Origin of the sequence: Paenibacillus sp. V4I7, assembly GCF_030817275.1 — a bacterium.
Taxonomy (GTDB): domain Bacteria; phylum Bacillota; class Bacilli; order Paenibacillales; family NBRC-103111; genus Paenibacillus_E.
In genome coordinates, this window is the sequence record NZ_JAUSZD010000002.1 from 7476565 (window position 1) to 7494577 (window position 18013).

Annotated in this window: 16 protein-coding genes; 13 read left to right on the forward strand and 3 right to left on the reverse strand. The window is 47.8% G+C overall.

From position 1 onward, the window contains the following. Nucleotides 1-533: 533 nt before the first annotated feature. A complete protein-coding gene (locus QFZ80_RS34965; RefSeq protein WP_307550683.1) occupies nt 534-1100 on the forward strand; it encodes a DM13 domain-containing protein in 567 nt (188 codons plus the stop codon). A 58-nt stretch (nt 1101-1158) separates the two neighbouring features. Here QFZ80_RS34965 and QFZ80_RS34970 read toward each other — a convergent pair whose 3' ends face one another. Beyond that, on the reverse strand, nt 1159-2337 hold the full coding sequence (locus QFZ80_RS34970) for a winged helix DNA-binding domain-containing protein (RefSeq protein WP_307550681.1): 1179 nt from the start codon (nt 2335-2337) through the stop codon (nt 1159-1161). 173 nt (nt 2338-2510) lie between these two features. Here QFZ80_RS34970 and QFZ80_RS34975 point away from each other — a divergent pair, with 173 nt between their 5' ends. The 8 genes from QFZ80_RS34975 (at nt 2511) to QFZ80_RS35010 (ending at nt 12497) form a co-directional block, all read left to right on the forward strand. Continuing rightward, nucleotides 2511-3344 carry a DUF72 domain-containing protein gene (locus QFZ80_RS34975; RefSeq protein WP_307555831.1) on the forward strand — a complete coding sequence of 278 codons (834 nt, stop codon included), beginning with the start codon at nt 2511-2513 and terminating at the stop codon, nt 3342-3344. A 406-nt stretch (nt 3345-3750) separates the two neighbouring features. Further along, on the forward strand, nt 3751-4761 hold the full coding sequence (locus QFZ80_RS34980; RefSeq protein ID WP_307550679.1) for an ABC transporter substrate-binding protein: 1011 nt from the start codon (nt 3751-3753) through the stop codon (nt 4759-4761). Between the two features lie 148 nt (nt 4762-4909). Further along, on the forward strand, nt 4910-5269 hold the full coding sequence (locus tag QFZ80_RS34985) for a Na-translocating system protein MpsC family protein (protein WP_307550677.1): 360 nt from the start codon (nt 4910-4912) through the stop codon (nt 5267-5269). Nucleotides 5270-5800: 531 nt separating this feature from the next. Further along, nucleotides 5801-8155, forward strand: a complete 2355-nt coding sequence (locus QFZ80_RS34990) for an FdhF/YdeP family oxidoreductase (RefSeq protein ID WP_307550674.1) — start codon at nt 5801-5803, stop codon at nt 8153-8155. A gap of 5 nt (nt 8156-8160) precedes the next feature. Next, nucleotides 8161-9015 carry a formate dehydrogenase accessory sulfurtransferase FdhD gene (fdhD, locus tag QFZ80_RS34995; protein ID WP_307550671.1) on the forward strand — a complete coding sequence of 285 codons (855 nt, stop codon included), beginning with the start codon at nt 8161-8163 and terminating at the stop codon, nt 9013-9015. 95 nt (nt 9016-9110) lie between these two features. Beyond that, nucleotides 9111-11621, forward strand: coding sequence for a S1C family serine protease (locus QFZ80_RS35000; RefSeq protein WP_307550669.1), 2511 nt, complete (start codon nt 9111-9113; stop codon nt 11619-11621). Between the two features lie 94 nt (nt 11622-11715). After that, entirely contained in the window at nt 11716-12183 is a 468-nt protein-coding gene (locus tag QFZ80_RS35005; RefSeq protein WP_307563304.1) for a VanZ family protein, read from the forward strand. Between the two features lie 59 nt (nt 12184-12242). Continuing rightward, complete coding sequence (locus tag QFZ80_RS35010; protein ID WP_057302804.1) at nt 12243-12497, forward strand: hypothetical protein; 255 nt, start codon at nt 12243-12245, stop codon at nt 12495-12497. Between the two features lie 63 nt (nt 12498-12560). On the opposite strand, the gene QFZ80_RS35015 is transcribed toward QFZ80_RS35010, so the two are convergent. Next, nucleotides 12561-13331 carry a pirin family protein gene (locus QFZ80_RS35015; RefSeq protein ID WP_307563306.1) on the reverse strand — a complete coding sequence of 257 codons (771 nt, stop codon included), beginning with the start codon at nt 13329-13331 and terminating at the stop codon, nt 12561-12563. Between the two features lie 165 nt (nt 13332-13496). On the opposite strand from QFZ80_RS35015, the gene QFZ80_RS35020 reads away from it, so the two are divergent. The 3 genes from QFZ80_RS35020 to QFZ80_RS35030 all read left to right on the forward strand — a co-directional run bounded on the left by QFZ80_RS35020 (nt 13497) and on the right by QFZ80_RS35030 (nt 15401). Further along, nucleotides 13497-13913, forward strand: a complete 417-nt coding sequence (locus QFZ80_RS35020; protein ID WP_307550663.1) for a BlaI/MecI/CopY family transcriptional regulator — start codon at nt 13497-13499, stop codon at nt 13911-13913. Between the two features lie 2 nt (nt 13914-13915). Then, nucleotides 13916-14755, forward strand: a complete 840-nt coding sequence (locus QFZ80_RS35025; RefSeq protein WP_307550662.1) for a M56 family metallopeptidase — start codon at nt 13916-13918, stop codon at nt 14753-14755. 169 nt (nt 14756-14924) lie between these two features. Then, nucleotides 14925-15401 (forward strand): DUF2231 domain-containing protein, encoded by a 477-nt coding sequence (locus QFZ80_RS35030; RefSeq protein WP_307550660.1) that lies wholly within the window; start codon nt 14925-14927, stop codon nt 15399-15401. 59 nt (nt 15402-15460) lie between these two features. Here QFZ80_RS35030 and QFZ80_RS35035 read toward each other — a convergent pair whose 3' ends face one another. Then, the gene (locus QFZ80_RS35035) at nt 15461-15643 is read right to left on the reverse strand and encodes a hypothetical protein (RefSeq protein WP_307550658.1); all 183 of its coding nucleotides are present in this window, start codon (nt 15641-15643) and stop codon (nt 15461-15463) included. 590 nt (nt 15644-16233) lie between these two features. Here QFZ80_RS35035 and QFZ80_RS35040 point away from each other — a divergent pair. After that, entirely contained in the window at nt 16234-17979 is a 1746-nt protein-coding gene (locus tag QFZ80_RS35040; protein WP_307550656.1) for an ABC transporter ATP-binding protein, read from the forward strand. The last annotated feature ends 34 nt before the right edge of the window (nt 17980-18013 follow it).

Genomic DNA, 18013 nt, shown 5'->3' on the forward strand with positions numbered 1-18013 from the left:
AGAAGTACTGAAATAGTACTGGAATTGTAGAGTAACAGGGTAAGGATAGGAACAAACCTCGAGGGCGGTCTCGGGGTTTGTTTTTTGTATTCATTTTTTCTTGGCTAATGGGTCAAAGTTGTACAGCGTACAACAATTTCGTTGATTTCTTCTTCTTGAGCTGTCGAAGTTGTATTTTGTGCAACAATATAACCTAATTTCCTTCTATAGAGCTACTTTTGGGAGAAAATGTTGCAATTTCTACAACAATGGCCGGGAAAATGCGAAATAGCCATCCCATTGTTGTACAAAATACAAGATTCCCTTTGATCAAACATTCGGACTGGCTAATAATTTTATAATGATAAATTTTACCGAATCCAACTTATATTTCTGCAAGGAACATTGATAAACACGATCATCAAAAATGACAGCATAAGCCGATAGCTCGAATACAAACTTGATTTTGTATGGATTTCGTAAGACTTTCTTAAGATAGTTACGTTATGGTGATAGTAGAGCTTAAATTCATGTAGGTGATGGAGGTGTTTGGCATGAGAAAGCTGCAGAAGACTTTGAAAATTACGGCAGTTGGTTTCGGTGTCGCTCTGCTGGTTGTAGGATGGTGGCTTCTGAAGCCTTTGTTTATTGATAAGGAAGTTAATGAAGCCTTGCCCATCGCATCCCAAATCGAGCAAGGCATCGAAAAGACAGCTGATAAGGACAAAGAAACCGGCGATTTGGAGAACAAAACTCCGACCATGGCAGTTGCGGATATGGAGACAGCTAATCAGACTGCTGCCATGTTTGAAGGAGCCTTTGTCGATGGGGAGCCAGGGCACCATGCGAAGGGGAAAGTCGTTACGTTCGTTAATGGGGATACGACGATTCTTCGTCTAGAAGATCTGGATGCGACCAATGGACCGGATTTGTACGTATTCTTGGCGAAGCCTGGAAGTAAAACAGGTGAAGGCATTAACCTGGGTAAACTGAAAGGCAACATTGGAAATCAGAACTATGAGCTTCCACAGGATACAGACCTTAGCGTCTATAGTAAGGTTGTTATCTATTGCAAGCAATTTAGTGTGGATTTTGGCTATTCTGACCTTAAGAAAAGCTAGTAGTCCATTACACCATAGTTCCCTATAAATTAGAAAATCTCGAGGGCAGCCTCGGGGTTTATTTTTTTTGATTAGTAAAGAGAATATCTCGCGTATTGGCATCAGGTGCGATGAAATCAAACAACTGTTCCGCTTCCTCGGCAACCGCTGCGTGTTCAACCTGGGATAATGGCTCGAATAAGTTGATGGTCAAAATAGCCGATTTGCGTTTCTGCGTGATGGACCATATACCGCGAACAAAACCATCGACAATCAGCGTGGCTCGGATGATGCCATTGTCCGTAAACACCAGATGCTTATCTTCATCACGCATGATGCGGGTGCGATCGTCGTAGGACAGGAGCATATTGTCGAACTCCGATAGGAATCGTGGCGGAGCTGGGGTAGCAGGGTCTGGCCGAGGTGCGTCCGGCAGATCGAACAGCTCGTTTCCTTGCTCGTCGCGAAAAGAAAGTAAGCTGGGGCGCAGCCGCTCGATCACCTCGCGCAGCCGAGTAAGCCCGGACCAGACCTGCATATCCTTGACGGATGCAGGTCCGAAGGCCGCTAGGTAGCGCAGCAGCATGGCTTCGGGGTCTTGCCCTTGTGCCAGCGGGCGGCCGAGCCAAGCCTCCGCCGTGGTGTGGGCGGCCTGCCCGCTGGCGCCCCAGATGCCGCGGGGCGGCACCTGGACAAGCGGTAGGCTGCAGCGCACCGCTTGAGCCAGAGCCGTGGCATCGCGCTGCGGCCACTGGGCTTGGAGGCACTTGCCGAGCTCACTGAAGGTGAGCGGCCGCGCCTCAAGAAGCGCTCGCCCGGCGGCGGCGAGTGCGTCTAGATCCAGTTCGGCAAGCTTCTTGCCGAACGTGCCCTTTAAGGCGCGGTCCTGCACGGACTGCAGGGCGGGGCGCAGCGTCAGGCAGTCTTCGGCCGTGACGAGGTGGATCGTCGAGCGCATGAGGGCGATGCGCACGATGCTTCTGTCCATGATGAGCTGAGATAGCTCCTCATGGCCAAAGTTCTGCAGTCTAGTCCACAACGCCACGTAGGGTGGGTTAGGAGCTTGCGCCTGCAGGCCGATGAGGTGCTGGACAGCCTGGAAGATGGGCATGTCCGAGCGCTCGAGGAGCAATTGCCGAGCTAATAGTGCTCGGTTTAAGGCACGCTGACTGAGGATTTGGCTAGCACAGCCGGTCATGGCTGGTTTAGGAATGTCCGTTTTAGCGCAGCCCTCGTCTGAAGAATTAATTAACGACATGTGCACATGCCTCCTATGATTTGAACGATCATTTGCTTTGTAAATTCCATTATATAACAAGTTACTGACAACGTAATGTCAGGGAGGAATGCATGTTTTATGATCAGATAAGTTGTTTCTGTTGGTATCAGCACGATACAATGGAATTAACGAATATCCGAGAGGTGAAAGGCATGATCAACATCGGTTTAGCCGGATGGGGCGACCATGAGTTAGGCGGCAGCAAAGGGAAGCTGCGGGAGTATGGCGCACACTTTCCGGTTGTGGAAGTTGATACTTCTTTTTACGCAATCCAACCTGAGCGTAATTATATAAAATGGAACCAAGAGACACCAGAACGCTTTGGTTTCATTATTAAAGCTTACCAAGGGATGACGGGTCACCTGAGGGGAGAGAGTCCTTTTGCTGGTGGGATAGAGCAGATGTTTGAGGTGTTCCTACAGTCGATCCAACCTGTTCAAGAAGCGGGGAAGCTTAAAGCTGTTCTGTTTCAGTACCCGCCATGGTTTGATTGTAACAAGACGAATGTAGATGTGCTGCGTGATGCTAAAGAGAAGATGGGCGATGTACCCGTAGCGCTGGAATTCCGCCATCAGAGCTGGTTTACGGAGGAAATGCGCGAAAAGACGCTCACCTTTATGCGGCGAGAGGGTTGGATGCACAGCATCTGTGACGAGCCGCAGGCAGGGATTGGTTCGGTGCCGACAGTGCTGGAGGTTACACACCCCAAGATGACGATGGTTCGATTCCACGGCCGCAATGTTGGAGGTTGGGTGCAAAACAACGAAGCGAATTGGCGCGACGTACGGTACTTATACCATTACAATCAGCAGGAGCTGTTGGAGTGGAAGGCGTGGCTGCTAGAGCTCCAGGAGCACACGCGAGAGATATGCGTGATCTTCAATAACAATTCAGGCGGACATGCCGCAGGGAATGCGAAGGAATTGATGGGGTTGCTCGGTTTAGAATATGAAGGGCTGGGACCACGGCAGTTGGATTTGTTTTAGCAATTGAAAAGGGCTTGTTTGTTTGCGTGTTTACAGATTTTCGGGCTATAGTAAGGGTTATACTTCATTGGGGCTTAGTATAAGCAAAAGAGGAGAGTCAGACAATGGTTGGTGCCATCATCTTAGGTGTTATTGCCCTTTTGATCATAGTGGGTTTGACATTCTGGGTAACGAAGAAAGCGTACTCCCGTAAATGGGATGAAGAGGATAACGAATAACGATTGAGGATAGAAAAAGATATTGAATAAAAGATGGAATGCTATTGCGCCAGCCCTGAAATGAAGGGTTGGCTTTTTCTTTGAAAAAGAGCATGAATCGTTAGGAATTTGACATGTGCAAGTAAAGGCTTTAAGATAATGATAATCATTCTCACATATTTAACCATTTAAAGGAGCGATACGTCATTATGCTTAACCGTTTTTCTGCTGCAAACCGTACATTTGGAGGTAAGCTGCTTCTTTTCGTTTCGATAATTATGCTAATTCTAGCTGGTTGCGGACAACAAACAGACAATTCGAAGTCGGATGCTGCAGCTACCACGAATACGAAGAAAGAAAGTCAACCCGCTCAATCCAAAGAATATACCGTTAAGCATGCCATGGGCGAAACAAAGGTAAAGGGCACTCCCCAAAAGGTTATCGTGTTAACGAATGAAGGTACGGAAGCCGTTCTCTCGATGGGGATTAAGCCTATTGGTGCGGTGAAGTCTTTTACATTAGGGGATTGGTATGATCATATCAAAGTAGATATGGAAGGCGTGAAAATAGTTGGGGACGAAAACCAACCGAATTTAGAAATGATAGCTTCCCTAAAGCCTGATTTAATCATCGGAAATAAGGTGCGTCAGGAAAAAGTATATGAGCAGCTGTCAGCTATTGCTCCTACCGTATTTTCGGAGAGATTATCGGGCGATTGGCAGATCAACTTCAAACTGTATGCAGAAGCTTTGAACAAAAAGTCTGAGGGCGATAAAATCATTGGTGATTTCGAGAAACGCATAGCAGATTTCAAAGCAAAAGCAGGCGATCAGTTAAAGACGAAGATTTCGATCGTTCGTTTTATGCCGGGTAAAGTTCGTATCTATATGAAGGATACATTCTCAGGTGTTATTCTCAATAAACTAGGCTTCGAGCGTCCTGCTTCGCAGAATCAAGATAAATTCGCAGATGATCTGACGAAAGAACGTATTCCAGATATGAATGGGGACATTCTATTCTACTTCACATGGGATAACGAAAAGGGAGAAGCGAATAAAATCGAGCAAGAATGGACGAATGACCCGCTTTGGAAAAACCTTGATGTCGTGAAACAAGGCAAAGTGCATAAAGTAAGTGATGCGGTTTGGAATACGGCAGGCGGAATTAAAGCGGCTAATTTATTGCTGGATGACTTGGAGAAGTATTTTCCGAAAAAATAATTCGTTTAAAGCAGAATTACTTATAATAACAAGTGAGAGAGTGGACAATGTTGTCCGCTCTTTTTTTATAAATGATTCTAGCAGTTCAGTTGTCAGGTATACGCTTTCTTGCTATGATTGAAGTAGTACATATAAAGGTGGCTGGCCGATGAACCGAATGGAGGCCGAATTTAGTAACCTAGTGAAGGCTTATCGCAAAAAGCATATGGGCAAGGGACCGGAGCGCGTGACGACGACCTTCTGTAAGTGCTGGGCGATATGCGAAATGGCAGGAAATCTCTCTCCCGTAGAGAAGTTTATGGCGAAAACCGGCGATGGCAGACAAATGCTCCGCACGGCTCGTACGGAAATGGTGAAAGAGATTTATAAGGACCACCCCCCTGTCGAGATGGAGGAGCTGCTTGGCGCGAAGTTCGTTAAGCTGTTCGTCGATATCGATATTGAGCTGGATGAGGGGATGTCGGTGTTCGTTTTTGATAAGGATCTGGAAAAGAAGTTTTGTAAATAGAGATGTTGGCGTTATTGACGTGGACATGCCTGTTTGCTGCACTTTATGCAGTAGCGATGCAAATGGAAGCCACTTAGTAAGAGAATTTCTATAAATATCAGTCCAATTAGTAGCATATACATAGGTAAAGGTGCTTGGCACTTGGTAGCGAACCTGCCGGAGACTAACCACTGTAAGACAAGACTTGAGATTTCCTCTGATGAGAGGAGGTCTGGGGATTGTTTTGCGGTGGTTTTTTGCTTGCTGGGGTGTTGCTAGGGCAGCAATTGGGTGTGCGGAGTAGGGGGAAGCGATAGCGATAGGATGCTCTGCGAGAAGGAAGTGGGGAAGTAACTCGGGAATCTGAGCCAAAGGGATAGTGGCTAGAGTAGAGTGTTTGAGTAAGTGTTATCGGGGAATTGTTCGTTGGTACGAAGGTGCAAAAATAACATAGATTAAGAGTAAGAGTAGAGTAAGAGCAGTAGCAAGAGCACGGGCAAAAGAGTAGAAGAGTAGAAGAGAAAAAAATAGAACCGAAGGAGCGTTTTTAAGATGGGGAAAACGAAGCATACGGGGCCAATTAAGCTGCCCGCTAAACCAGATCCGAAGCTGTGGGTCAGCAAAGTGCCGTTCGGACTCGGGAAAATAAAGCCGCAGCATATTCGCGAAACGGCAAAAATCGCCTGGCAGAATCGCGATAATCTGCCGTATGCGTATCGTATTCTAACGCAGGGGGTGTGCGACGGCTGCGCGCTAGGCGTGTCAGGGCTCTACGACCAAACGCTGGCGGGGCCGCATCTCTGTACAACGCGGCTGAATGTGCTGCGTTTGAACACGATGCCGGCGATTCGCGAGGAGCTGCTGCATGCGGACATTGACGAGCTGAGCCGCATGAGCAGCACCGAGCTCAGACAGCTCGGGCGTATCCCTTATCCGCTCATCCGCCGCCATGGGGAGCGGAAATTCAGTCGAGCCACATGGGATGAGGCGCTGGATTTGGTTGCAGAAAAGATGCGTGAGATTGATCCGAAGCAGATGGCTTTTTACTTGACGGCTCGAGGCATTACGAACGAGTCGTACTATGTGGCAGCGAAGGTGGCAAGGTTGCTCGGTACGAACAACATCGACAACGCCTCGCGTATTTGCCACTCCCCGTCGAAGACGGCACTGAAGCGTTCCGTTGGCGTGGGCGCTTCGACGTGCAATTACAAGGACTGGATCGGTACGGACGTCCTTGTGTTCTGGGGCAGCGTGGCCGCAAATAACCAGCCGGTATCGACGAAGTATATGTACGCGGCCAAGCGCAAAGGGACGAAGATCATTGTCATTAACCCGTACTACGAGCCGTCCATGGAGCAGTACTGGATTCCTTCGATTCCCGAATCCGCGTTATTCGGGACGAAGCTGGCCGACGATGTGTATCAAGTGAACATCGGCGGGGATATCGGCTTCATGAACGGCGTCATGAAGGTATGGTTCGAGATGGAGGAGCGCGTGCCTGGCTCCGCGATTGACCATGCGTTCGTGCAGGCGCACACGAACGGGTTAGAGCAGCTGCGCGCCCACGTGGCGCAGCAGAATTGGACGACGCTGGAACAGTCGTCCGGCCTTACCCGCGAACGCATGCGTGAGTTCGCGGAGCTGCTGGCGCGTGCCAAGAGCGCGGTTTTCGTGTGGAGCATGGGGCTCACACAGCACCGCTTCGGCACGGACAACATCTCGCAGGTGGCGAATCTCGCCCTCCTGCGGGGCTTCCTCGGCCGCGAGCACTGCGGGCTGATGCCCATCCGCGGCCACAGCGGCGTGCAGGGATCCGGCGAAATGGGCGCCGATCCCTTCAGCCTGCCAGGCGGCGACATCTCCAGCGCCGCCGACCGTGCAAGAATCGAGCAGCTCTGGGGGTTCGAGCTGCCGAGCTGGCAGGGTGACATCGTGGGTGTCACCCTCGAGAACGCGCTCCTGCCCGAGGAGCAGGAGCGGAAGCTCCGGATGTTCTACACATCCGGCGGCAACTTCCTCGAGACGATGCCGGACCCGGCATTCGTCCGCGAAGCCCTTACAAGCATCGATGTCCGTGTCCACCAGGACATCATCTTGAACACCTCCACGCTGCTTGACGCGCGGGAGGCTGTGGTGGTGCTGCCCGCGATGACGCGCTACGAGCAGCCCGGAGGGGGCACGTCCACCTCGACGGAGCGGATGGTGTACTTCTCACCCGAGATCGCCGGCCCTCGCATCGGCGAAGCCCGCGCGGAGTGGGCGATCTACGTCGATCTCGCCCGCCGCGTGAAGCCGGATGCCGCCGGGCTGCTGGGCTGCGGCAGCGCAGAAGCCATCCGCGCGGAAATTGCTCTAGCCGCGCCGAGCTACAACGGCATTGGGCACCTGCGTGAGCGCGGTGATGTGTTTCAATACGGCGGCGCGTGGCTGTGCGAGGACGGCGTCTGTCCGACGCCGGATGGCCGCGGCGCGCTGCTGCCGATCGAGCTTCCGGAGCTGCGGAAGCCGGAAGGGCATTTCGCGGTGACGACGCGCCGCGGCAAGCAGTTCAATTCGATGATCTATAGCGACATCGATCCATTCAATGAAGCAGATCGCTACGATGTGCTTATTCATAACGACGACGCTAGCGCTCTCTCTTTGAAAGAAGGAGAGGCGATCGTCATCTACAACAGCTACGGCAGCATGCACGGAAGGGTTAAGCGTGCCGAGGTAAAACAAGGCAACATAGAGGTACATTGGCCTGAAGGTAATTCCTTGATTCCTAAGGGTGTTTATGAGCAGTATGCGGGAATCCCGGAGTATAACACAGCTGTCATAGTAGAGAAGGCAGAAACCTATCACGCTCATAAGGATATACGCTACGTTGAGCAGCGCATACAAGAGCTGGAGACAGAAGTGGAGTGAAGACGATGGACGAAGAACAGGACTACTTACATGCTCCTAATGGAGATACAGCATCTCAAGCTCACCCCCCACTTCAATCAACGACATCGTGGGGGATATACCGCTATAACGGAACGGAGGTACTCTCTCAAGAGGATACCATCGCAACAGAAGCGCCGCTCACCATCAAAATTGATGGCGAGGAATTCGCAACACTCGTCTATACACCGACGGATACCATCGATCTGGTTACGGGTTTTCTAGCCTCCGAAGGCCTGATTCGATTCGTGGATCAGATTGAGTCGTTAACGCTGGAAGAGGAGCGGGGCTTCGTTCATGTGAAACTTCGTCATCTCCATCAATTAAGCCAAAAGATGGTATCCAAACGCTTCATCGGTTCCTGCTGCGGGAAAAGCCGCCAGTTCTATTTTCACAACGACGCTCGCACGGCCAAAACCGTTAGCACGAAGCTCCAACTATCGATTCAGCAGTGCTTTCATCTTATGAATCAGCTGCAGAAGCAATCGGCTGATTTTCAGGCCACGGGAGGTCTTCATAATGCAGCCCTTTGCACGGCTAACGAACTGCTCCTCAGCAGAGCAGATATCGGCAGGCATAACGCACTAGATAAAATTTATGGACATTTGTTAAGGCAGCGAATTCCTGTTCGTGATAAGGTCATAGCCTTCAGTGGAAGAGTCTCTTCCGAGGTCGCTCTCAAAGCCGCAAAGATCGGCGTCGGTATCCTTTTGTCGAAATCTGCCCCGACAGATCTGGCGCTTCGCTTGGCTCAGGATCTAGGGATTACGGTTGTTGGCTTCATCCGGCGGGATCAATTATCGGTGTATACGCACCCCGAACGCATAACGGAATGTCGATAAAGGCCCCTTTTTGTGGAAATATTTGTATTGTTTCTCTATCTTAATTATGCTAGATTCTAGCTATTGCCATCTTTTGTTAAGAGAGGAACTCAACAATGGGGAATTGGAATGTTTTTACGAAAAAAGGGATCACCGTGCTGCTTGCAGCCTTCTTACTTGTGTCTCTGCAGGGTCCTGCACCATCTTATGCAGCCGAAGTGAATGCTGAGGTTCCGAAGGTCATTGAGAAGACATCACCTTCTGTTGTAGCCATTATTGGAAAGCCTTCATCTGATTCGGATAAATCCTTAGACATGAACCGCTTTAATCTCGCGCACGGCACGGGTGTTATTGTGGAATCGAACGGTGTCATCGTGACGAATGCGCATGTGGTCAAAGATATGAAGAATATCGTCGTCGTTACATCGAACGGGACAACGTATAATGGACGTGCAACGAATATCGACGAGGAGAGCGATTTAGCCTTGGTCAAAATCGATGCCACTGGCTTATCGCCTGCGAAATTCGCCTCTTCTTCCGATATTAAAGTGGGTGAAACCGTAGCCGCAATCGGGACTCCGATTTCTTTTGCCCTAAGGAACTCCGTCACCGTTGGGATTGTCAGCGGGCTTGACCGCTCTGTGAACTCGCAATATCAGCTTATTCAAACGGATGCGGCGATTAACCCTGGTAACAGCGGGGGCGCGTTGATCAACATGAATGGCGAAGTTATTGGTATTAATACGATGAAGTATGCGGATTTCGGCGTCGAAAATCTCGGGTTTGCGATTCCGGTGGATACTGTTAAATATGTATTAAAGCACTTTCAACTTTACGGCAAAGTAAAACGTACTTATCTCGGTCTGGAGTTGGAAGAAAGCTGGGAAGCGGTTGTTGGTTTACCAAGTTCTACGGGTTTAAGAGTTGCTTACGTAGATCCAGATTCACCAGCGGCTGGGGCTGGCATTCAGCAAGATGATCTATTCGTATCGATCGGTGCAAGTAAAGTGAAGACGCTGGTGGATTACAATGAGGCGATTAAGAAGTATTTGCCGGGTGAAGCGATTGAATTAACGATTCAGTCTGGTAGTTCCACCAAATCGAAGTCGGTTACACTCGGAGAAGCGCAGCATCAGGAAACGATACGTACGCAGGACGCTGAGGGATCTTATTTGGATGCGGACCGCGGCAAAACGAAAATCGGCGACAGCCACTATGGATGGTCCATGAAATACCCCGCGGGCTTAGTGAAAGGTCATCAGTCTGATGATGGCGACTCCGTCAGTTTCGTGGATGCGAAGGGGGATTTCTCCCTAACGATTCAAGTAGAAGGCAATCAAAGCGACGAACTGTCACCTTCGGCACTTCTGAACCGATTGGTTAGTGAGGATGAGGACGATTATTCCGGCGCGGCTTCAACCATTTTGGAGCGTCAGTATGTGAAGCGTGAAGGTAATCCCTATGCCAAAATTGTCGGTCGTTCAGGGGATGAAGGATATATCCAGACCCGTGGATACCTTCACCAAGGCAGCTTATATACGGTGCAATTATTTGTATCAAAAGAGCATTACAATAACAATTTTAAGCAAAATAGCTACAACGATCTGTTGGATAGTTTCAAGCTTTCCTTTAATGATAAGGATGAGTCGCTTAAAGACATTTCTGTCTACTCTGGCGGCAATACAACTTATACGAATGAGTATGGCTTATCCTTTGATTTGCCCTCCAATTGGCAGCAAGGCGGTTATACGGCCGGCTCCTCCTTCTTTAGTGATGACTATTCCCAAATGCTTCAAGTCAGCGTAACCTCTGCCTCCTCCGGTGATACGCTGGGAGCGTGGGTGGATCGTCAGCGCAAACAGTTTGAAGAGGCATATGCACCTAGTTACCGCAGTATGGAAGAACCCGAGGAGCTGACTTTAGCCGGTGTGCCTGCTCTGAAAGTAAGCTATGCAAGTACGTTAGGCAATAAGTGGAGTGCGGGCTATTCCCTCTTTTTTATCAAGGATAAGTATAAATATGAGGTGGACGTGAGCTATCCGCAAGAGGAAGAGGGGGCAGCGCTTGAGGATCTCTTGAAAACCTTAACGGCTACCATCAAAGTGGACAAAGACAGCATGGATCAAGAGCTTGGCTTCATTCAGGATCTGGATGAACTCATGGATCCGAATCGTACAGTTACTTACAAAAATGAGAAGTTCAAATACACGCTGCAAATTCCAGAGATCTGGACCAGCAGCAACTCGTACGATAACAAAGATCAAGTGAATAAGACGTTCCTCTTCACAGGCGGGTACTTGAGCGTTGGTGCAGAGACGAAAACGACTTACGAAGAGATGGTTAAAGAGGAAGATGCCGCTCAGAAGAAAAGTCACGATAACGATAATGACTATACGTTTACCGATACGGAAATCTCGCTTTTTGGTGATGTGAAAGCCAAAAAGTATGAGATCAGCTATGCAAGTGCCGAGATTCCTTACAAGGAAACGATCTACATTTTCAATCAAAATAATATTTCTTACACGGCAACGCTCCGTATTGATGATGCGGTACGCACCGAAGCCAATCAGGCTCGGCTCAATAAGGCTTTTGAGTCGTTCAAATTTTTGGACGGTGTGAAAAAATAGAGCTGCGCTAATCGGGAAACCTCTCATCGGTCCAGGCTGAAGGGAGGTTTCTTGTTTTAACCTTAGATGACTTCACTAAAGGGGATACAAACACATGACTATCAAGCTCGCTCGGCCGCTCATCTGGCTGCTTTTCATAGGCTACACGAGCTGTTTGGTGTATTGGATGTTTCTAGGCTTCGGGCGGAATATGCACACGACAGGTCAACTTGCTTACAATGTTGTCCCTTTTCGAACAATCGGTATGTATGTGCTGCATGTCGATTCGTTTTCTACCAGGACTTGGGTCATTAATTTGTTTGGCAATATTGGTGTCTTCATGCCTTATGGTATTTTACTGCCTTATTTATTTCGCTCCGCAAAACGTTATGGTACGTTTCTCCTGTACTTCGGATGTCCTCTTGTAGGGTTGGAGTTGCTGCAAATGCTGCTGCGAGTAGGCAGCTTCGATGTCGATGATGTGATATTGAATCTACTAGGCGCCAGTATATCTTTTGTTCTTTTCGCAGCCGCTAAACGAAGTTTAGCCGGAAGAGAATCAAATAGAAGGTATAAAATGTGACCAAATGCCTCAACATAGCGGGTGTAACGAATTAACCCCAGAGGAGGAATTTAATAGCCATGACACAGCCAGATTCAAGTCTACAATCACAAAATCCGATATCCTCAGCGCAAAACTCGGTAGAAAATGTCCATGCAGCCGTTTCTCGTGCGATGTCTCATCCAACGTCTCAGACGACGGAAGAGGCTCAGAATTCAATCACTCATGCGGAAAGAGCGCTAGAGCAGGCAACGGATCAATCCGATTCGCCAGCCGTGCAGCAAGCCGTCCAATCACTGAACGATGAAAAGGCAAGGCTCCAGAGTAACCAATAATATAAACAGCCCCGATTCCTACAAAGGAGCGGGGCTGTTACGTTTCTGCTGCTTATTTGCTGCTTATTTATGATATAACGTATAGCCGGGATCTTCAGGCACTTCAATAGCAATGATACGTAGTCCTTGATCGCTATCAGCTCTCAGGTGAAGAGCTTCACCTTCCGTGGTGGCTTGGACTATCCCGAAGTCTTTGTGGGACCATGCTTGAAGCTTCTCCGCGGCGATTTCACTTGTGCCTTGCCCCCGAATAACAAGGAAAGCTAGCGGACGGCTTGGCGTAAGTGTGTAACTGAACTCGGAACCAGGCTCAAGGCTCCAATCGTACATGTTAACATCCGTATCCAGCTTAATGGGAGAATCTCCACCTATTACAGTTTTCATTGTTGTTCCACCATTATGGAGGGTTGAGAATTTCTCATGTTCATATTGATGGTAAGCGGCTGGCTTTTTCACGGTTTCACTAAGGTGAGGCTCAAACCAGATTTGCATCGCTTCGCTGCCAGCTCTGCGAAATGCTTCCGAATGATAGACGCCGGAGCCGGCTTGAATGACTTGCGCGCCGCCATTTGTTACTGTTTCCAAGGAACCAAGGGAATCTTGGTGCTCTACGAGACCATCAATGACATAAGTGACAATTTCGAACGCTTTATGAGGATGCATACCGATCTCAGATACTTCGGAGGCTTTGCCCCAAGCCCAATAGAATAAGGAACCGACGCGGTCTACAGCCGTTTTCTCACCCGGAAAGCTGATAGCTCTTTGTTCTAGGAACTTTCCTCCGTCAAAAGCGCCAACGCCCTGTTGTTCAGCTGAAAATACTTGAATTTTCATAAGGCACCACTCCATTGCTATAAAATATTTAATTACTTACTATATGTAAGTATTATAAGTCTTTTTTATCCGCCTGTCAAAGCCTTATCGCTTGTCAAATTTGGATAGATCTTGACTTCGCATCTACCCCGAACTACAATTTCTAATGTAAGGAGTGTGATCATAATGAAAATGCAAAACTTTAAATATGAAGGAAGCGGACTTAATCGCTTTTTTGGTCCCCTTGAAGCAAAGATTATGGAAATTCTCTGGACCAACTCGATTGAAATGACGATTAAAGATGTCCAACAGAAATTGGATCAAGCCAAAATCATCAATTTCAATACCGTTATGACCGTTATGAATCGCTTGGTAGCCAAAGGAATTCTGCAAAAGAAATCCGTTTTAAGATCATTTAAGTACAAACCCGTCGTTACGAGAGATGAGTTCATGGAAACCCAATCCAAAGAGCTTACCTTTGACCTTATCGAAGAATTTGGTTCTTTGGCAGTCACCCATATGGTGGATGCGCTTGATAAAGTAGACCCCGATCTGCTTGACAAGCTGGAGCAAAAAATTAAAGAAATCAAAAAGGATCGATAACGATGATGGAAAAACGGTTTAAATGGTTGTATATTACGACACTCGCCTTATCGGGGGCTATTTTAGGACAAATGTTACTCTATGCACTCCAGCATATTTTCAAATGGAGATCGTTGTATAATATATTTGATTTGTGTGTTATTTTATTTGAAGATCTTCATGTACCTGCACCCATTGCTTTTAATGTAGTAAATGCTCTTATCCTCTACTCGTTTAGTGCAATCCTTTGGATATCGGCAAGGCATGCCAAGGACGCCATTAAAGCGATGAAGCTCGTTGAGATGTATCATGACCCTTTGTTATCCGATCAGTTCCGCGATAAATTTCAGCTTGGTGAAGGTCAGTTCCAGATCATTTCTTACAAAGCTCCCATCGCAATGACCATAGGGCTGTGGAAGCCGCGGATGATCCTATCATCAGGACTTATGGATATGCTGGAGCCAAACGAGCTGCATGCCGTTATCGAACATGAGAAATGCCATATAAGGTATAGAGATCCACTCGCGATCTTCCTGCTTTCGATGATATCCAAGTCGATGTGGTACATTCCGATATTCGCTTGGATGGCAGAGAAATACCCCATTATGATTGAGCTTCGGGCAGACAAGTATGCCATTACACAAATGAAACAGTCCACACACTTAGGCAGTGCTCTCCTCAAACTACTCAAACAAGCACCAACACCACATGTATCCTTATCTCACGCCTCATTCGCCGAAACATCAACGAATGTTCGCATTATGCACATTCTCGATCCACAGATGAAAATCTCATTCAAATGGCCCCTTGTACGGCTACTCATTTCGCTCTTAACAATTATTTTACTTGTGGGACTTATCTAAGATAGGATACCCTGATTATAATGATTCACATTGAGCAGTCGGAGCCCATGTCAGATAATTTGACGGGCTTCGACAAAAACTGCAGAAAAAGCTTGACTTTTTCGGTCCCCAAAACTACACTTTGTAGTGTGGAAAAATATAGCTTTTTTATTATGGGGGAGAGAGAAAATTGGCTTATATCATTAAAAATTTACACTACATCGTAACACATGTACCAATTGCACTTCTTATTTTTAGTTTTATTTTTGATCTCATCGCAATCATTGTGAAAAAACGTGAATGGCACTCCGCTGGTATGCTTTGTCTAGTTGTGGGCGCACTCGGAGCTATCGCAAGTGTCCTTACAGGCCCGTCCCCATGGCGTAATCCACTAGTGGTTCCGCATGAGTTTTATGCGAGATTAACGATGTTTTTGGCTATCGTATTAGCGATTGTACGTGTTGGCTTACTGATCTGGAAAAAGAATGAATTGGGTCGTAACCCCATCTACTTGGTTGGTTCGCTCGCGGCAGTTATCCTTGTTGGCTATACAGGGCACATTGGTGGTCAAATGGTACATAAACCGATTCCGGCTAAGACGACTGCTCCAGCTGCATCACCAGGTGCATCCACTGCACCGACGCCTTCAGTAGCACCAGCGAAATAGTGAAAAGGGTTATCCAAAGGCTTGTGCCTTGTGGATAGCCCTTTTTTTGTGTTGATTGGTCAGAGCTGCTTGTCCCGATCCAACTCCAACTCCTCAAGTGTATAACGATGCTCCCACAAAAATGTCATATCGTACTGTGTCGAGTCCCTTTCGACAAAACGGGCGATGCCTGCGATGACTCCCCCAATAATAACTCCGAAAACGACAATCCAACCCATTAGAGCAAACACTTGATCGACCATGCACATCCACTCCCCTTAAAGCTTTCCGTAGGAAAGCTATCTTCGTAAGCGTTGGCCCTATGCGCTATGAACCTATATACTATGGATATGCCGCCATATTTTGAAACATGTGTGACAATTCAAAGGGCTTAAAAAGGCGAGTAAATTCATCCGAAAGGTCGAGGTAAGATAGTTCGTTTATAGTCTTTTTCTCCGGTTGACACAGACTCGCCAAGGATGTTAAGATCACCTCTGTAAGCACGAATATACAACTTTTGGAAAAGAAGATACTTACGACATTACAACAACACTAAAGGAGGGTTTCAAAATGATTGATATGGTTATGGATCCTATTGCTCATCGTAGATTTACAGATAAAAACCATACAATTTCATATTTTGTAACCCGATTGTTAGCCGGAAGCGCATGATTTGTGCTTGTTCGGCTGCTGCCGCCCCTTCACATACGCTAATTAAAAGCGCGGGTTACGAAGAAGTTCGTAACGAGCGCTTTTCTGTTTCATAGAAGGCATATCGCTGCGTGCGGTGTGCCTTTTTTGTGTGGATTTAGGTCATTTTGGACAGCACCATTTGAGAGGAGTGACATGATACATGTTTACGGTATTAAAAAAGTTGGCTTGGTTTTTTCGAATGAATTGGATACGTTACACGATCGCCATTGGACTGCTTATTATTGTTGGAATCATTGATGTAATTCCACCGAAATTGATTGGCTACGCGATTGATGGTATACACATGGGAACTTTAACGGGCAGTAAATTGATCCAATTGCTCGCTTTTTGGGGGGCCTTAATTATAGCTGGGTACGGGTTATCCTACATCTGGCTGTATCAGCTATTTGGCGGCGCTTTCGTGCTGGAACGTATTCTTCGATCCCGGTTAATGAGGCAGCTGCTGCGGATGACGCCTACCTTCTATGAGCGCAACCGGACGGGTGACCTAATGGCGAGAGCAACGAATGACCTGCAAGCGGTGTCGACGACAGCGGGCTTTGGGATTTTGACATTCGTAGACTCGACGCTATTCATGCTTACCATCCTAGGCATGATGGGCTTCTTCATTAGCTGGAAGCTAACGATTGCTTCGATTCTCCCGCTGCCCATTATGGCAGTTGCGATTACGATCTATGGGGGACGCATCCATGAAAGGTTTTTACTCGCTCAGAATGCCTTCGGACAGATGAATGATCGAGTGCTTGAGACGATTGCAGGGGTTCGCGTTATCCGTGCTTTTGTACAAGAGAAAGCCAGTGAACAAAGCTTTAAAACGATGACAGACGATGTATATCGCAAAAATATCGCGGTTGCCGTGATCGACGCCCTTTTTGAACCAACGGTCAAAATTCTAGTGGGCATTTCCTACTTAATCGGATTATGTTACGGCGGATATTTGGTATTTCACAGTGAACTGACGCTCGGAGAGCTCGTGTCCTTTAATACATTCCTTGGGATGCTGATCTGGCCGATGTTCGCCATTGGCGAGTTAATGAACATTATGCAGCGCGGGAATGCCTCCCTCGATCGGGTAAATGAAACACTTGGTTACAAGCCGGATGTAAAAGAAGACCCTAAAGCGACGACACTGCTGCTGCCAAACACGATTAGTTTTAAGGAAGTAACCTTCCGCTATCCTTCCTCTTCTATTGATAACTTGGTGAATATTTCTTTCCACCTGTTGCGTGGGCAGACGCTCGGAATTGTAGGACGTACTGGAAGTGGAAAAACAACACTGCTTAAACAGCTGCTGAGGGAGTATCCATTAGGTCAAGGTACGATTGCTATATCGGAAACGCCGATCGAGAAGTTAACCATCGACACGCTTCATGGCTGGATTGGTTACGTGCCGCAAGAGCCGATTCTTTTCTCCAAAACAGTAAAAGAGAACATTATGTTCGGGCGCAGCCAAGGAACGGAAGAAGAGCTGCTGCAGGCGCTTGAACTGGCCGCGTTCCGCAAGGACGTGGAGTTCTTACCAGAAGGCCTTCAAACGTTGGTGGGTGAAAAAGGCGTCGCCTTATCAGGTGGTCAGAAGCAGCGCGTTTCTATTGCGCGTGCGCTTTATGTAGACCCCGAAATTCTCATGCTGGATGATGCTCTTTCTGCGGTAGATGCCAAAACAGAGGCTGAAATCATTCGCGGCATTCGTTCGGAACGAGCCGGTAAAACAACACTCATCACAACGCACCGACTCTCCGCTGTTCAGCATGCGGATTGGATTCTTGTGCTGGATGAGGGGTATATCGTTGAAGAAGGTACGCATGAGCAGCTTGTCGCGCTCGGCGGCTGGTATAAAGAGCAGTATGACCGTCAGCAGCTAGAAGAACAGACGAAGGTTTAGTAAATAGATATCCGAAGAAAAGAAGGTGAGAACC